This window comes from Amycolatopsis sp. NPDC049691 (assembly GCF_040675005.1).
Classification (GTDB): Bacteria; Actinomycetota; Actinomycetes; order Mycobacteriales; family Pseudonocardiaceae; genus Amycolatopsis.
The window spans coordinates 9845-25996 of the sequence record NZ_JBFANX010000009.1; the positions used below are offsets into that span (position 1 = coordinate 9845).

A 16152-nucleotide genomic window follows, 5' to 3' on the forward strand; every position below is an offset into this window, starting at 1 on the left:
CTGGTTGATGCGCGGGGGGGGTTTCCGCCCCGGCGCTGTCCCCGCCGGCGGGGTCCCGCCCTGCGGCGGGGCCCGCGCCGGGTGTCTGCGAAACGACCAAGCCGCGCCTCAGACGGCGATCCCGAGCCGGCCCGCCGCACCCCGGAAGCCCGCCGGGGCGAACACCGCTTCCAGCCACTGGCCGGCGCTCTCCGCGCGCAGCAGCGCCCGGCGGCCGGCGACCCCGCCCGCTTGCGCGGTCCGCCCGTCGAGCGCGGCCTCCATCGCCGTGCTCGTCCCGCCGATGTCGAACGGGTCGATCGGGACGGCGAACCGGCCGAGCTGCTCGTGAACACCGGCGTTTTCCGACAGCAGGAGCGACGCGGAGTCGGGGAGGACCAGCGCCGCCTCCTTGGCGAACAGGTTGAGCCCGTCGTAGGTGGAGTTGACCAGCGCGGCGTCGCACATGCCGAGCGCCGCGATGACGCTGTTGCGCGAGTCGCCGCCCGTCCCCGGGTAGATCAGCGAGACCGCCTCCCGGTCCGGGCTGCCGAAGCGCTCGTTGATCCGCCGCACGATCGCCTCGTTCTCCGCGCGGTAGGCGTCGTGCCGGGCGGTCGCCCGGCTGGGGACGGTCGCGATGGACGCGAACCAGCATTCGCCCGCGAGTTCGGGACGCCGTTCCAGCATGGCCTCGTAGGCCAGGAAACCCCGGGTCATGTTCTTCCAGAGGTCCAGCCGGTCGGCCCGGGTCAGGATCCGCCTGCCGCCGGCGAGCGCGGCGAGCCGGCCCTGCCAGACCGCGGTCGCGGGCTCCTGGCGCACCCGCTCCACCGCGTCCACGTCGAGCGGGAACGGCACGGCGACCATCCGCGTCGTCCGCCCCCGGTGGCTCACGGTCCAGCCGTCGATCGTGGCGTCCGGCAGGTACCGGCGGCAGCAGGCGAGGAAGGCGTCCACCCAGCGGCCCGCGTGGAAACCCACGACGTCGCACCGCAACAGGCTCTCCAGGATCTTCGTGCGCATCCAGGACGGCAGGATCGAGAAGTAGTCCGGCTCGCACCACGGCGTGCCCAGGAAGTACGCCAGCCGGTTCGCGCGTTCGCCCTGTGCGGCGTAGAACTCCGGCACCAGCATCAGGTGCGGGTCGTTGATCAGCACCAGTTCGTCCGCCGAGTTGCCCGCCAGCTCGCCCAAGCGGTTCGCGTAGGTCCGGTTGACCGCCTCGTACCCGGTCCAGGCGGCGGCCATGTCGCCGTCGACGACCGGCTGCGTGGACGTGTCGTGCAGGTAGTGCAGCAAGCCCAGCAGCAAGCCGATGGACACGGTGTCGTAGTGCTGCCGCCGGGCTTCTTCGGCCAGTTCCAGCGGGTGCAGCCGGACGCCGTCGGCCAGCTGCACGGGGCCGGCCGGCGCGCTGCCGGGCGGCGCGGTGAAGACCCAGTGCCCGCCGTGTTCGGCGAGCAGCGCGATGAGCATCGGCACGAGCCCGCCCGGTGAGCGCGGCAGCAGGCCGCCGTCGTGCCACCGGGGGCAGCTGTTGCTGAGCGTCAGCAGTTTCACGAGGGAATCCTCCTCAGGAAAAGGAAAACGGCGGCCGGTGTGCCGATGACGCAGAAGACCAGGTAGCCGCCGAAATCGGCGACGAGGCCGGAGATCGGGCCCGCGGCGGCCGCGGCGAGCCCCATCATCACTTCGGCGATGCCCTCCACGTGGGGCCGCGTTCCGGCGGGGACGGCCGCGCCGAGCAGCGTGCTGCCGCCGACGACACCGCAGTTCCAGCCGACGCCGAGGACCAGGAGGTGGACCGTCATCACGAGCGTGCCGGAATGTCCGACGAACAGGCCGATGACCATGGCGACGGTCAGCAGCACGCCGCCGAGCCGCGCCACCGCGGCCGGCCCCTTGCGGTCGGCCAGCAGCCCCGTCAGCGGGGCCACCGCGAACATGCCGATGACGTGCAACGCGACGACGACACCGACCTGGTCCAGCGAATGCCCGTGTTCGGTGAGGTGGACCGGCGCGATGGTCATGACGCCGACCATGACGAAGTTCGTCGCCGCCAGGACGCCGACGGCCGTGACCGCTTCCCGGCGGCGCACCGTGTCGGCGAGGACGGCCACGACGCCGGGCCCCGGCTCGGGCCGCGGCCCGAGCGCCCTGGACCGGGTGGCGAGCAGCACCGCCGCGAGCCCGAACGCGAGCACGGCCGCCAGGTACAGCCCGGCCAGGGGCGGCAGGCCCAGCGCCCGCGCCACGGATCCGCTCGGGCCGAGCAGGGTGGGGCTGACGACGGCGCCCAGTGCCGTCGCGGCGAACACCACGCCGATCGCACGGCCGCGGTTGCCGGTGGTGGCGGTGTCCATGGCCGCGTACCGCGACATGAACACGGCCGAGTTCGCCACGCCGAGCACAAAGCTGCCGGCGAGCAGCAGGGCCAGGCTCTGCCACTGCGCGGCCAGGACGACGAGCACCGCACCGGCGACGCCGAGGGCGTAGCCCAGCGCGAGCCCCCGCACCCGGCGGCCGATCGCCGCCTGCCGGGCGAGCAGCGGTGCGCCGGCGGCGGAGCCCAGGACGAGCAGTCCCAAGGGCACGCCCGCCATCGCCGGTGCCTTCGTGATGTCCACCGCCAGCAGGGCGCCCGCCGTGCCGCCGGCGGCGAGTCCGGTGCTCCCGATCGCCGTGGCCACCGCCAGCAGGGCGAGCGCCCGGCGCCGTTGCCTGCTCTCGCCCCGGAGCGAGGAGCCGGGCTGGGCTTGACGCGTGCTCATCGAATCACGCCGCCAGCACGTCCCCGGCCATGGGAACGGACTCGTAGGACAGCCGGCCGGCCTCGGTGGCGTGGCGCATGGCCGTCGCCATCTTGAGCGGGTCACCCGCCCGCACCAGTGCGGTGTTCACCAGCGTGGCGGCGGCACCCAGTTCCATCGCGAGCGCGACGTGTTTCGCGCTGCCCAGGCCGCCTTCGACGATGACGGGGATGTCGCACTGCTCGATGATGGCGCGGATCGGCGCCGGGTCGACGATGCCGCGGCCGGACGCCACGGGGGCGGCCATCACCCGCAGGGCCGAACACCCGAGTTCCACCAGTTCCCGGGCGACGCCGAGGTCCGGCAGGATGAACGGCAGCAGGTGCGTGCCGCCCGCGCGCAGTTCGGCCGCCGCCTCGACCGTCTGCCGGTTGTCGGGAGTATTGTCCTGGCCGCGCACGTCGAGCTTCAGGATGTCGATTCCCAGTGAGTCGCGCAGGATCTGGGCGGTCCGCAGCGCGCTTTCCTTCGACCGGGAGAACGACGTCGTGCCGATCCACACGAACCGGTCCAGCGGCAGCACCTCGTCGAGGTCCGACAGCAGCAGGCTGGAGCGCCGGCTGTCCGGGTCGACGGTCGTGATGAACACGTCGGCGCCGGTCGCCTCGAGCACGTTCTTGACGTCGGTCACCGAATCGTACTGCTCGATTCCCACGATCAACCGCGACCGGAATTCGGCCTCGCCGATCCTCAGCCACGGTTCTTCGCTGCGTGCGACTTTCAGGTCATGGATTGTGCCCACTACAACTCCCTTGTCCACGATGTGGTCGGATTTCCGGCAGGGTTTCGCGAGGAGTAGCTTGGTGCCGCGGCGAACGTGGCGGCAACTCCGAGCATGCGTGCCTCCCGGCGCGGATGTTCGCGCACGCCAACGGATCCGGCGGGCGTGTGCCCGTCGGATCCGTTGGCGCCGGGGGACCGGTCCGGCCGGTGTTCAGCTGAGGAGGTCGCGGCCCATCGCGCCGAGCTGGTCGAAGGAAGCGAGATCGGGAACGGTCCAGCCGTCGAGGTCGTATTCGGCGAGGCATTGGTCGACGAAGTGCTTGTATCCGTCGAGCTGCCCGTCGGCCAGCTGGCTCTGGAGCAGTTCCACCCGGGTGTTTTCGTGGTTTCCCGTGTAGTTGCGTTCGTAGAGTTCGTGGCGGCCGCCGAATTCGGTGCCGACGGCGTCCCAGAGCAGTTTCATGACCTTCACGCGCTGGATCGCGTCGATGCCGTGGGAGCCACGCAGGTATTTGTCCAGGTAGGGGCGGATTTCTTCGTTGCGGAAGTCTTTCGCGCTGGAGTTGAGGTAGATCAGCCCGCTGGCGACGTCCTGGAGGACGATTTCCCGGATCCGGGCGTAGCCGAGCTGGGAGAACCAGCGGAACGCCATGCCGTAGTTCGGGTTCGGGAGCACGGCGCCGTTGCGCCACTGCACCGGGTTGCGGGCGGCGGCGTCGGACAGGCCCCAGAAGAGGTTGCGCCAGGCGAGAACTTCGCCGAGCCGGGCCTGCACACCGCGGAAGTCGCTGACGCCGGTGATCTCCAAGGCTTTGGCGAGCAGGCCGGCGAGGAATTCGAGTTTGACGGCCAGCCGGGTGCAGCCGTGGAACCAGGCGCGCGCGTTGAACCCGGAGTGCCCGGCGAACATGCCCACCTTCACGACGTCGCCGTAGATGAACACGTTCTCCCACGGGACGAGGACCTTGTCCATCACCAGGACGGTGTCGTTTTCGTCGAACCGGGACGAAAGGGGGTAGTCGAACGGGCTGCCGGTGAGCGTGGACGCCGCCGCGTAGGACTGGCGGCAGATGAGCTTCAGCCCGCGAGCCCCCGTCGGGACGGTGGCCACCAAGGCGAACTTGCGGTCCTTGATGGGCAGTCCGGTGTGGGCGATGAAGTTGTGGTGCGTCAGCGCCGACCCGGTGGCGACGACCTTGGCACCGGAGACGATCAGCCCGTCGTCGGTTTCGCGCTCCACGTGGATGAAGACGTCGGCGACTTCGTGGGGCGGCCGGTCGCGGTCGACGGGCGGGTGCACGATCGCGTGGTTCCAGAAGAGGACTTTCTCCTGGGCTTCGCGGTACCAGCGCCGGGCGTTGTCGGCGAAGGGGTTGTAGAAGTCGGCGTTCACGTTCAGCGTCCCCAGGAACGCCGCCTTGTGCTCCGGGCTGCGGCCCAGCCAGCTGTAGCTGATCCGCGCCCACTCGGCGATGGCTTTCTGGTCGGCGACGAGGTCCTCGGCGCTGTGCGGCGTGGTGTAGAAGCGATGGGTGTAGCCGCCGGGCCCGCCGGTGTCGGTGGCGGTGGTGAGGACGTCGCGGTGCTTGGGGTCGTGGAGCGCGTCGTAGAGGCGGGCGGTCATCCTCGCCGGGTTGTGGAACGCGGGATGCGTGGTGACGTCCTTGACGCGGTCGCCGTAGAGGTAGATTTCGCGGTCGTCGCGCAGGCTTTCGAGGTATTCCGCGCCGGTCAGCGGACGCGTGGGCTCGGTCATCGCGCACCCGCCAGGTCGAAGACCAGCTCGGCCAGCTGCCGATTGGCGACCTTGGCCAGGAAGAGGCTCACCCCGGCGTGGCTCTGCAGGGTGGACATGTCCCGCCAGATGCGTTCGAGCCGTTCGCCGGTCCGCACGGCGCTCGACCCGGCGGTCGGGAAGAGGTGTTCGGACAACGCGGTCCACGACAGCCGGACGGCCTCCCGGCTGATCAACGAGAGCCTGATGTCCACTTCCCGGGTGAAGACGGCCGAACCGCGCGCGGCGGTTTCGTGCCACTGCCGCGCGCCGTCCGCCAGGGCCGCCTGCGCGGTGGCGATGCGCCCGGCGGCTTCGCCGAAGTGGAACTGGAAGTCGGGGTCCTGGGCGCGCGAGGTGATCGGCGGGTAGATCGTCGTGCGGTCGCGCATCAGCTGGGTGTAGACGTCGAGGGCGCCGGCGGCCATGCCGGTCGCCAGTGCGCCGTTCTGGAACTGGATCATGCTCAGGACGCCACCGCCGTACAGGGGGTTGCCGTGCAGCGCCAGTCCCGGCGTGCCGTCCGCGACGGAGGCCAGGCCGATGTGCGTGCCGGGCAGCGCGAAGTGGCCCGGGATGTGCGCCTTCTCGATCTTGATGCTGTGCGAACCGCTGCCCCGCAGGCCCAGCAGCCCGCCCCAATCCTCCAGCCGCGTCCACTGGTCGCGGGGCACGACGAACATCATCGGGGTCGGCTGTTCGCCCTCCGCGCCGGCCACGAGCGTGTGGCCGATGAAGTGGGTGGCGTACGGCGAGCCGGAGCAGTACCGGTGGATGCCGTCGACGATCCAGCCGCCGTCCTCGGCCCGTTCGGCGAACCCGACCGGCCCGATGGTGCCGGGGCTGATGAAGTCGCCGCCGGCGAACAGCTCGTCCTGCGCCGCCTCGCCGAACAGGGTCGCGGCGACGTGGGCGTGCGAGGCACCGAAGGTGTACATCCAGGCGGTGGAGCCGCAACCGCGCGCGAGCGCGGCGACGACCCGCAGGTAGGTGTCGAGGCCGAACTCGTAGCCGCCGTACCGCCGCGGGACGAGCAAGCGGTAGAAGCCCGCGTTGAGGAACTCGTTGTGCGTGTCGAGGCCGTAGTAGCCGCGCTCTTCCGTTTCCTGTTGCCGGCCGACGAGGTCGACCGCGATGCGCTCCGCGCGCGCCACGACCTCTTCCGCCGTCAGCCCCGGCTCGGGCGGGGGCGGATAGCCGTCTGCGGGCAGACTCCTGGCGGCAGTCATGTCGTCTCATCCCCTTCGGCGAACGTGGTCCGCTCTCGAGGATCACATCGGTGTCCGGAGTTGACATCCTTGGGAATGCGGTGCTTCCGGCGGCCGCCGAAGCGACGCCGGTGGGTTTCGGACGCCGGATTTCCGGCCCGCAAAAGAGAAGATGCGCGAGCCCGCAGGCCTGGGCAGGCTGGGGTCCGATGTGGACCGTCTGTTCGCACCGGCTCCGGCTCGGCAATCCATGAGACGCGCTAGGAATCGCCCCCGGTACTCCGGGCCCGGCCGGCCGAGACGCGGCAATGCGGGAGATGTGCCGCATTCGGCGTGGCGCGAGGATGGTCGCGGTTCCGTATCAGCCGCGATTGCACCGATCTGAGGCGAGCATGCAGCCGTACCGAGTCGAAATCCCGCAGGCAGCCATCGACGATCTCCGCGCGCGGCTGGCCCGCACCCGCTGGCCGGAGGAACTGCCCGACGCGGGCTGGGACCGAGGGGTTCCGCCCGCCTACCTGAAGGAGCTCGCCGAGTACTGGCGCGGCTCCTATGACTGGCGTGCCACCGAAGCGGCACTGAACAGTCACCCGCAGTTCGTCACCGAGATCGACGGCGCACCCGTCCACTTCGTGCACGTGCGCTCGCCGGAGCCCGACGCCCGGCCGCTGCTGCTCACCCACGGCTGGCCCAGCTCCGTCGCCGAGTTCCTCGACCTGATCGGCCCGCTCTCCGACCCGCGCGCGCACGGCGGCGACCCGGCCGACGCCTTCCACCTCGTGATCCCCGCGGTGCCCGGCCACGGCTTCTCCTCACCGCTGCCCGCGACCGGGTGGGACGTTTCGCGGATCGCCTCGGCCTGGGCCGAGCTGATGCGCCGGCTCGGCTACCGCGGCTACCTCGCCCAGGGCGGCGGCATCGGCTCGGTGATCTCCACGGCGGTGGCGACGATCGACCCGCGGAACTGTGCGGGTGCGCACGTCACCATGCTGCTGACCTTCCCGAGCGGCGACCCGGCCGAAGTGGCCGCGCTGAACGACGGCGACCGGGAGCGCCTCGACCTGCTCGGCAAGTTCGTCCAGGAGCTCTCCCCCTACGTGAAGCTCATGGAGACCCGCCCGCGGACACCGGCCTACGCGCTCACGGACTCGCCGATCGGCCTGCTGGCCTGGATCGTGGAGCGCTTCAAGGAATGGACCGACTGCGGCGAGGTTCCCGAGGACGCGATCAGCCGCGACAAGATCCTCGACGCGGTCTCGATCCACTGGCTGACCGCCACGGCCGCCACGTCCGCCAACTTCTACTACGAGGGCGCGGCCGCGATGCGTGCCCTCGCCGGTGAGAAACCGCCGGCACCCGCCGTCCCGATCGCGGTCGCCGTCTTCCCGCGCGACCTCGTCCTGCCGATTCGCAGCTTCGCCGAGCGCGACCTGCCGACGCTCGCGCGGTGGACGGAGTTCGACCGCGGCGGCCATTTCCCGGCACTCGAGCAGCCTCGCCTGCTCATCGACGACATCCGAGCCTTCGCCCGTTCTCTTCCGTCTCCGAAAGGCCAGCCCATGGAAAGCCGTTGCCCCATCCTGGACACCACGGGACATGACATCCACGGGGAGGCCGCCCACCTGCGCGCTCTGGGCCCGGCGACCCAGGTCGAGCTGCCCGGTGGGGTCCTCGCGTGGTCGGTGACCCGTGCGGACGTGATCAAGAAGCTGCTGACCGACGCCAGGGTCACCAAGAGCGCCCGCAACCACTGGCCGAAGTTCATCAACGGCGAAATCCCGCCCGACTGGGAGATGATCAGCTGGGTCGCGATGGACAACATGGTCACCGCCCACGGCAAGGACCACGTCCGGCTGCGCCGCCTGGTCGGAAAGGCCTTCACCCCCAAGCGAACCGAAGCCGTCCGCCCGCAGATCGAGGCGCTGACCAACATGCTGCTCGACGGGCTCGCCGCCGGCGATCCGGACGAGGTGGTCGACCTGCGCGAGCGGTTCGCCTACCCGCTGCCGGCCATGCTGGTCGCCGAGCTGATCGGGATGGACGAGCAGGCCCGCGCGGCCACCGCCAAGGTGATCGACATGATGGTGGACACCACGGTCACCCCCGAGCAGGCCCAGTCCGTCCTGGCCGGCTGGCGCTCCTCCATGGCCGAGTTGATCGCGAACAAGCGCGCCAACCCCGCCGAGGACATCACCAGCGACCTGATCGCCGCGCGCGAGGAGGACGGCTCGCGGCTGACCGAGCAGGAGCTCGCCGACACGATCTTCGCGATCCTCGGCGCCGGTTCGGAGACCACGATCAACTTCTTCGACAACGCGATCACCGCGCTGCTCACCCACCCCGACCAGCTGGCGCTCGTCAAGTCCGGGGCGGCCACCTGGAACGACGTGATCGACGAGACCCTGCGCGTCGAGTCTCCGCTCGCCTCGCTCCCGCTGCGCTACGCGGTCGAGGACATCGACCTCGGCGACGGCGTCACGATCCCGCAGGGCGACCCGATCCTGGTCAACTACGCCGCCATCGGCCGCGACCCGTCGCTGCACGGCGAATCGGCCTGCGAATTCGACATCACCCGCGCCGACAAGGAACACCTCTCCTTCGGTTTCGGCCCGCACTTCTGCCTCGGTGCCGGCATCGCCCGCCTGGTGGCGGCCATCGGCCTGTCGACCCTTTTCGACCGGTACCCCAACCTGGCCCTGGCCGTCGACCCCGCCGACCTCGAGCCCCTTTCGACCTTCATCATGAACGGCCACCGGGCCCTCCCGGTGTACCTGAAGGGCGGCGACCGGTAATCCTTCGCATGCCGGCGATCGGTGCGGCACCGCCTCGTCATCGAGGCGGTGCCGCGGCGTTCCACGTCCACCCGGAAATCTCGTGCCGCGCGACACCGAGTCCCGGGCATGTGGGCCGGCCGCGGCTTTGGTCCGTACGTCTCGCGTTCGCGGGGTCAGGCGGCGTCCGATGTGGAGGCCGGTGGTTCGGCCACCGGGCCCGGCGCCGGTGCCGGAGCGGATCCGCCGCGCTCGGCGAGGTACCGCAGCTTGATCAGGTGCCGCCGGACGAGACCCGCGCGCCGCGCCTCGTCGAAGACCGTGCGCGCCACCCGGTTGTCCCGGCGCCGTCGGTGCCGCCCGCGGACTTGGTCGTGGTCCATGGTGGACCGCCTCCTCGGTAGTCGGTGCTGTTTCGCTCGATCGGGTGGGGGCGTCGGAGCGCAGTCGTACTGGCGGTGTCCTGGCTCGCCCGGCCGATCAGGTAACAAGGTTGTCTCGGGATGAACTCGGTCGGGACCGTTCCGCCACCTGGCGGCTCACGCGGTGCGACGTCCGGCCCTGGGTGCAACCGGAAGGGTGACCGCCACCGTCCACAGTGAGGGCGTCGGGGAAGGGCTCCGAGGTGGGGCCGAGCACGGTGACCAGGAGGCGCCGTGCGCAGCCGCGCACGACGTCTTCCCTGGTGGCGCCCCCGGCAGGACTCGAACCTGCGACCTAGAGATTAGAAGGCTCTTGCTCTATCCAGCTGAGCTACGAGGGCCCGCGCCGACGGCTGCTGCCGGCAACCCGGCAATGGCAGCTTAGTCGTCGCCATCCTCTCGATCGTTCGACACCGGCGAATCGTTTCAGGTCTCGTTCGACGGAATTCGGAAGTTCGGGGGAAGCGTCGTCGAGGGCGTGGTGTAGACCTCCTTGCGTGTCGGGTGCGGTGCTGAGGGTGACCGGACGGGCTTACGGACCGGCCCCGAACCTGTAACCTGGCGATCAGAAGGCTCTTGCTGTGTCCAGCCCGACCACGCTCGCCCGCACGTCCCTGCGGCCGGGCAGGCAGCGCCGCGAGCGTCCGCACGTCGCTGCCTCCCTGCCGCGGCGGGCGGCGCGGTGGTCTCCTCACCTGCATGAATGCGGTTCCGGGTGGGTTTGGGTATGGCCGCCGGGACTGGCGGTATCGGCGATCCGGTGGACTCCTCCGAATGGTGGTGGATGGGTCGAGCCTCTCCGGAGTGCGCGGTGTGGCGGGATCGCCGAATTGCCGGCGCGGTTCGGTGGGAGAAGTGCCTCCGGCGGCTTTTGCGATGAGGTGGTGACAGTCGGTCTGACCGCTGTCGTGGACGGTGGGCTGGTCGGTAAGCCGGTACGCGTGACCCGGCCCCCAGCAGGACTCGAACCTGCGACCTAGAGATGAGAAGGCTCTTGCTCTGTCCAGCCGAGCTACGAGGGCCGCGCCGGCGTCGCTCGCACTGGTTGGTGGTCGACCGAGTCGGTTGTGGGTGCGCCGCGGACCGCCGAACCGGTGGTTCGGCGAGGTGCCGAGCTGCTCGTCGGTTGGGTGCGGACCGCCCAGGTGTCGTGACGTCGGGTGAGCAGGCGAGGTCGCCCGGTCGGCTCGGGCGCGAGTGGTCAGTGACAGTTGGGCGGGCCGGCCGGAGGCCCGAAGGTCGGTCGGGGTTCGCCCCGCTGGGCCTCGGGTGCCGGGGTGGTTGGTGACGGTCGAGCCGGCTGGTCGGAGGCCCGCCGCGGTGAGGGCTGGACCGCCTGCCCGATGCCCGGCGAACGGTCGACCCGCCCGTCGTGGGCCGCCAGGCTGCGGGTAAGCAGCCACCAGACGGCCTGAGAGGCCACTGATCGGCTTCACCGCCACTCGGCGGCCGCCGGGCCTCGGCAAGCGCCACGAGCCGCCTGGACGCCGTCGCAGGGCTGCCCAGCCCCGCTCGGCGCGGCGAGTCTCAGCCGTGGGAAGCCCGTGGGCGCGCCCCGCCGCAGAGGCGCGCCCACGGGGTGGGGCCGCTGTCGGGGGAGCGGCCCCGGACGGGCCCGGCCGCCGCCGCGAGCCGGCTCCCCCCTTGGAGCGGACGGCGGGTACGAGCCCAGCTCAGGGCGTCACTCCCAGATCTGGATTCCGCGGACCAGGAACGGCGCGTCCGGGACGAACGTGCCGCCACCCGGATAGGTGACGAAATCGCCCTCCGTCGAGCATTCGTCGTCCTGGTACACCGTGACGTCGCGGGTCATCAGATTCGCGAACGACGCCCCGGCGAATCCCTCGGGCAAGGGAATGCATTCCCCTGGATTCGCCGTGCGCAAGTCGGTTCGCGAGATTTCGCCGCCGTAGTCGTTCGTCGACCACAGGCAGAATTCCCCCTTCTGGCATCCTGGACCGGATGCCGCCTGAGCGGTCCCGACGCCGGTCAGGAGCCCGACGGTGGCCAGGACGAGCAGGTACGGCAGGCGAGCGCGGAGACGGCGTGAAGACATCGTGGAATTCCCCTCTGGAATCGCGGCTTTCGCGGGCCGCGGTGAACTGGTGATTCCAGATTGGCGGGCGGGGGAAGATTTGTCAGCCCGCGATTTCGAATCTGTGGACAGGTGCCCGGCCCGGAACCGGTTGTCCACAGATCCGCGAACGGTCTTGCCGGGGCATCGATCACGTGCTAGCCGGGCCGGTACTCGCCCGCACCACGAGGGAAACCGGCACCTCGTCCGGCGGCGGCACCGGCTCGCCCGCCAGCAGCCGCAGCACCAGCTCCCCGGCGATCCGGCCCTTCACCGCCAGGTCCTGCCGGACCGTCGTCAACGGCGGGACCGCCCACGCCGCCGGCGGGCTGTCGTCGAACCCGACCACCGAAAGCTCCTCCGGCACGCGGAGCCCCAGCTGCCCCGCCGCCGCGAGCACCGCCAACGCCAGCTGGTCGGACATGCACAGCAGCGCGGTCGGCCGCGGCGTCCGCCCGAGCAGCGCGAACGCCCCCGCCATCGCGCTCTCCACACTGAGCCCGGCCGCTTCCTCCACGACGACCGAAGCCGGGTCCACCTCGTCCAGGTACCCGGCCAGCCGCTCGCGCGTGTCGCGGAACGAAGCAGCAGAAGCGGCCCCGAGCGACAGAGCGCCCCCGCCCGGCGTGACCCGGCTACCAGCCGCGAAGATCCCGAACCGCCGGTGGCCCAGCGACACCAGGTGCCGGGCCGCCAGCGCCGCCCCCTCTCGGTCCGCGCAGCCGATCCGCGCCGCCCCGGGCAGCAGCGGCTGGTCGATCACCACCAGCGGCAACCCCCGCGCGCGCACCGAGTCCAGCGCCGGGGCGCCGTCGGCCAGCGAGTACGCCACCGCGATGTCGGCCTGCGCGGTCAGCACCCGCTCGGCGGGCGGCCCGCCGGACGCACCGCCGGGCAGGAGCAGCAAAGCGTGCGGATCGACCACGCGGGCCAGCGCGTCCAGCGTCACCGACAGCGCGGGGTCGGAGAACGCCGCCGACAGCGACGTGTCCAGCAGCACCGCGACCGCCCCGGTCCGGCTGGTGGCGAGGCTGCGCGCGGTCGGGTCCGGGCCCGCGTAACCGAGCGCGGCCGCCGCTCGCAGAACCTGCTCGCGCAGCTGGGAAGACAGCTGGTCAGGCCGGTTGTACGCGTTGGAGACCGTGGCGCGGGAGACACCCACGGCCGACGCGACATCGTCGAGCGTGGGACGACGGCGCCGGGTCATCCGCGCAGTGTAACCATGGACTTTCTGAAGCGCTTCAGTCACGCTGGGAACCATGCGGGATCGGATCGCGGTGTTCGTCGTCTTCGCGCTCAACGGCCTCGCGCTGGGGTCCTGGGCGTCGCGCACGCCCGCGCTCGCGACGCAGGTGCACGCTTCCCCCGGCGTCTTCGGGCTGGCGCTGCTCGGCGCCAGCGTCGGGATGCTCGCGGCCGCTTCGGTGTCCGGCCGGATCATCGAACGGGCCGGTGCGCGCGTGGTCGTCGCCGGCAGCACCGTGAGCGCGGCCGGCTCGATGGTGCTGGTCGGGTTCGCGCCCACCGTGCCGCTGCTGGCCGGCGCCCTGCTCCTGATCGGCGCGAGCGTCGGGATGCTCGACGTCGCGATGAACGTCGCCGCGGTCGCCGTCGAACGCCGGCTCGGCCGCGCGATCATGCCGGAGTTCCACGCGGGGTTCAGCTTCGGCGCGCTCGCCGGTTCGCTGGCCGCGGGCCTCGCCGCCGGCCACGGCTGGTCGCCGGGGCGGCACCTGACCATGGCCGCGGTCGTCGCCGTCGCGGTGCTGCTCCCCATCCTCCGCGCGGTCCCCGGCAGCCGTCCCGAGCACCACGAAGCGGCCACGCCGAGCCGCGCGCCGATCCGCCGTCCGGTGCTGTGGCTGCTCGCCGCCGTCGCGTTGTGCTCCGCGATCGCCGAAGGGGCGTCGTCGGACTGGTCCGCGCTGCTCATGACGGTCGAACGCGGTGTCGGCCAGGGTGCCGCGGCACTCGCGTTCGCTGGCTTCCAGCTGGTCATGGCCCTGACCCGGCTCGCCGGAACCTACGCCCAACGCCGCTTCGGCCCGACCCGCTGCCTGGCCGCGGGGTCGGTCCTCGCCGCCGTCGGCCTGCTCGCCGCGGCCGCGATCCCGGTCGCCGCGGTCGGCTACGTCGGCTTCGCGCTCGCCGGCGCGGGGCTGGCGGCTTCGTTCCCGATGGCGCTGAGCCTGGCGGGCGACGCCGGGAAACAAGGCGGCGGCGAACGCGAGATCGGCTTCGTCACGGCCATCGCCTACACCGGCTTCCTCGGCGGCCCGCCGATCGTCGGCGGCATCGCGCAGGTGACGGACTACGCGACGGCGTTCGGGTTCGTCGCGCTCGTCGCCGCGCTGATCCTGCCGGCCGCCCTCGGTGCCCGGCGGGCGCGAAACCGCGAGGAAGCCGCAGTGACCGTCGAATCGTGACGCCGGTCCCTGCCGCCGCAGCCCGTTGACAGTGCGGAACCGGGCGGGGCAAGCTGAGCGCGTCGTAAACTGAAATGAATGAACCGACGTTACGAGTTCAGGTGGGCTGGTCAGGGTAGGGGCCTTGACCCGGGGAGGACGTCGTGAGGGTTGTGCTGCTCGGCGGCGCGGGGGCGCTCGCCGGCGGAGCCGGGCTCCCGCTCGTGCAGGGCGCGGTGCCGAGGCTCGTGCTCGTGCCGGTCGCGTTCCGGCTCGCGTTGTTCCTGCAGGAGATCTGGGCCGGCGACCCGCTGGGCGCGCCGGTGCTCGGCCTCGCCGTCGCGCTGTACCTCGTGCCGAACCTGGCCGAGGTGGCCTGGGTCTTCCACCGCCGCACCGGAATCCGGCCGGTGCTCGTCGCCGACACCGCGTACACGCTCGTCACGAGCTTCGCCGCGGCGCTGTTCGCACCGGCCCTGCTCGGCCTGACCTGGCCGAACATCATGGGCACGGTCATGGTCTGGACGCTGCTGCGCGGCGCACCCGCCGGGGCCGTCGCGATCACCGGCGCGGTGCTCCTGCGCTACGGGATGGCTGTGGTGTCCGGGACCTCGGCGCCCGCCACGTGGATCGTGCTCGCCCTGGTCGCGGCGGCCGCGACGGCGCTGGCGATCGTCCTGCTGGTCGCCGGCTCGATGCGGTTCGCGCACCGGCTGGGGGAGCAGCGCGGCCGGGCCGCCGAACGCGAACGGCACCGCCGCGACGTCCACGACACCGTCCTGCAGGTGATGGAGTCGCTCGCGCTGCCGGCGCCCCGTGACGCCCTCGACCCGGTCGGCAGCCTCGACCAGGTCCGCAGCATCGCCCGCGCGCACGCGCTGCGCCTGCGGCTGAGCCTCGACGGCGACGCGCCCGCCGAGCCCGGCGGCCTCGAACACCGGCTCGGCGCGCTCGCGGTCGAGATGACGGCGGAAGGCCTGCGCGTCGACCTCGTTCCGCTCGCGAAGCCGTCCGACGTCCCCGAGAGCGTCGTCAACTCCTTGCACGACGCCGCTCGCGAAGCGCTGCGAAACACGTTGAAGCACGCGAAGACGTCGAAAGCCGTCATGTGCCTCGAAGAGCAGGACGGCGTCGTCACGGTCTCCGTGCGCGACCACGGAACGGGGTTCGACGCCGGCGCGCGCCGCGGCGGCTTCGGCATCGAGCACTCGATCCACGCCCGGATGGCCGAAATCGGCGGCACCGCGCGGATCGACTCGGCGCCCGGCCAGGGCACCCGCGTCGTGCTGACCGCGCCGCTAGAGCTGCGTTTCCCCGTCGGGTGAGGCGCGCCACTGCGCGAACGGCCGGTCCAGCGACCACTTGCCGTCGGACTCGGAAAGGACGCGGTATTCGCAGGTCCCCGGGTTGGACAGGGACTCGAACAGCTCGATGCTCCAGCCGAACAGCCGGCGGCACAGCAGCCGCAGCGTGAGCCCGTGCGACACGATCAGGACCGTCTCGGGGTGACTTTCGTCGCGCAGGCGCAGGTCCGACAGGAACGCCGCGACGCGGTCGTCGACGTCCGCGCCCGACTCGCCGAACGGCAGCCGGTAGAAGAAGTGCCCGAACTCGTTGCGCCGCGCCTTCTGGATCTCCTGGTCGGCCGGGTCCTGGAGATTGCCCCAGTCCTGTTCGCGCAGCCGGGGCTCCTGCAGGAGCCGCTCGCACGAGGCCTCGATGTCCAGCAGCCGCAACGTCTCCCGCGTCCGCAGGTACGGGCTGACGTAGACGGCGGGCCGCTCGCCGTCGAGCAGCCGGGTGATCTCGGGCGCCACGGCGAGCGCCTCCCGCTCGCCCTTCTCCGTCAGCGGCAGGGCGTGGTCGGGGATCCGCGTGTAGGCGAGCTCGTCGACGTTGCCGAGCGACTCGGCGTGCCGCAGCAGGATCATCTTCACGCTCCCATCCTGCCCGTCACACGGGCCTGACCGGGGCTGGGCATAC

12 protein-coding genes, 2 tRNA genes and 1 pseudogene are annotated in these 16152 nt (G+C 71.6%); 4 read left to right on the plus strand and 11 right to left on the minus strand.

The window, feature by feature from the left end:
- Nucleotides 1-108: 108 nt before the first annotated feature.
- From AB0J40_RS21305 to AB0J40_RS21325, 5 genes are all read right to left on the minus strand, one after another.
- Complete coding sequence (locus AB0J40_RS21305) at nt 109-1542, minus strand: trehalose-6-phosphate synthase (RefSeq protein WP_364455691.1); 1434 nt, start codon at nt 1540-1542, stop codon at nt 109-111.
- Nucleotides 1539-2753 carry an MFS transporter gene (locus tag AB0J40_RS21310; RefSeq protein WP_364455693.1) on the minus strand — a complete coding sequence of 405 codons (1215 nt, stop codon included), beginning with the start codon at nt 2751-2753 and terminating at the stop codon, nt 1539-1541. Before AB0J40_RS21310 ends, AB0J40_RS21305 begins: the two co-directional genes overlap by 4 nt.
- A gap of 4 nt (nt 2754-2757) precedes the next feature.
- Entirely contained in the window at nt 2758-3534 is a 777-nt protein-coding gene (locus tag AB0J40_RS21315; RefSeq protein ID WP_364455696.1) for a hypothetical protein, read from the minus strand.
- A gap of 192 nt (nt 3535-3726) precedes the next feature.
- The gene (locus AB0J40_RS21320; RefSeq protein ID WP_364455699.1) at nt 3727-5271 is read right to left on the minus strand and encodes a 4-hydroxyphenylacetate 3-hydroxylase N-terminal domain-containing protein; all 1545 of its coding nucleotides are present in this window, start codon (nt 5269-5271) and stop codon (nt 3727-3729) included.
- Nucleotides 5268-6518: an acyl-CoA dehydrogenase family protein gene (locus tag AB0J40_RS21325; protein ID WP_364455702.1), complete on the minus strand. Its 1251-nt coding sequence runs from the start codon at nt 6516-6518 to the stop codon at nt 5268-5270. The genes AB0J40_RS21320 and AB0J40_RS21325 overlap by 4 nt, the downstream gene beginning before the upstream one ends.
- A 371-nt stretch (nt 6519-6889) precedes the next feature.
- Between AB0J40_RS21325 and AB0J40_RS21330 the strand changes: the two are divergent.
- Nucleotides 6890-7585, plus strand: a pseudogene (locus tag AB0J40_RS21330) (epoxide hydrolase family protein); the annotation flags it as partial.
- A 471-nt stretch (nt 7586-8056) separates the two neighbouring features.
- Entirely contained in the window at nt 8057-9289 is a 1233-nt protein-coding gene (locus AB0J40_RS21335; protein WP_364456267.1) for a cytochrome P450, read from the plus strand.
- 155 nt (nt 9290-9444) lie between these two features.
- On the opposite strand, the gene AB0J40_RS21340 is transcribed toward AB0J40_RS21335, so the two are convergent.
- The 5 genes from AB0J40_RS21340 to AB0J40_RS21360 all read right to left on the minus strand — a co-directional run bounded on the left by AB0J40_RS21340 (nt 9445) and on the right by AB0J40_RS21360 (nt 12971).
- Nucleotides 9445-9651, minus strand: coding sequence for a hypothetical protein (locus tag AB0J40_RS21340; RefSeq protein WP_364455705.1), 207 nt, complete (start codon nt 9649-9651; stop codon nt 9445-9447).
- Nucleotides 9652-9954: 303 nt separating this feature from the next.
- Nucleotides 9955-10031: transfer RNA gene (locus AB0J40_RS21345), tRNA-Arg, on the minus strand.
- Between the two features lie 607 nt (nt 10032-10638).
- Nucleotides 10639-10712 (minus strand) — tRNA-Arg (locus AB0J40_RS21350).
- Between the two features lie 659 nt (nt 10713-11371).
- Nucleotides 11372-11746 (minus strand): peptidase inhibitor family I36 protein, encoded by a 375-nt coding sequence (locus AB0J40_RS21355; RefSeq protein WP_364455707.1) that lies wholly within the window; start codon nt 11744-11746, stop codon nt 11372-11374.
- A 169-nt stretch (nt 11747-11915) separates the two neighbouring features.
- Entirely contained in the window at nt 11916-12971 is a 1056-nt protein-coding gene (locus tag AB0J40_RS21360; RefSeq protein WP_364455710.1) for a LacI family DNA-binding transcriptional regulator, read from the minus strand.
- Between the two features lie 52 nt (nt 12972-13023).
- On the opposite strand from AB0J40_RS21360, the gene AB0J40_RS21365 reads away from it, so the two are divergent.
- Nucleotides 13024-14190 (plus strand): MFS transporter, encoded by a 1167-nt coding sequence (locus AB0J40_RS21365; protein WP_364455712.1) that lies wholly within the window; start codon nt 13024-13026, stop codon nt 14188-14190.
- 152 nt (nt 14191-14342) lie between these two features.
- Complete coding sequence (locus AB0J40_RS21370) at nt 14343-15494, plus strand: ATP-binding protein (protein ID WP_364456269.1); 1152 nt, start codon at nt 14343-14345, stop codon at nt 15492-15494.
- Here AB0J40_RS21370 and AB0J40_RS21375 read toward each other — a convergent pair.
- Nucleotides 15468-16106 (minus strand): phosphoglycerate mutase family protein, encoded by a 639-nt coding sequence (locus AB0J40_RS21375; protein WP_364455715.1) that lies wholly within the window; start codon nt 16104-16106, stop codon nt 15468-15470. The two genes, AB0J40_RS21370 and AB0J40_RS21375, sit on opposite strands and share 27 nt — an antisense overlap.
- Between the last annotated feature and the right edge of the window lie 46 nt (nt 16107-16152).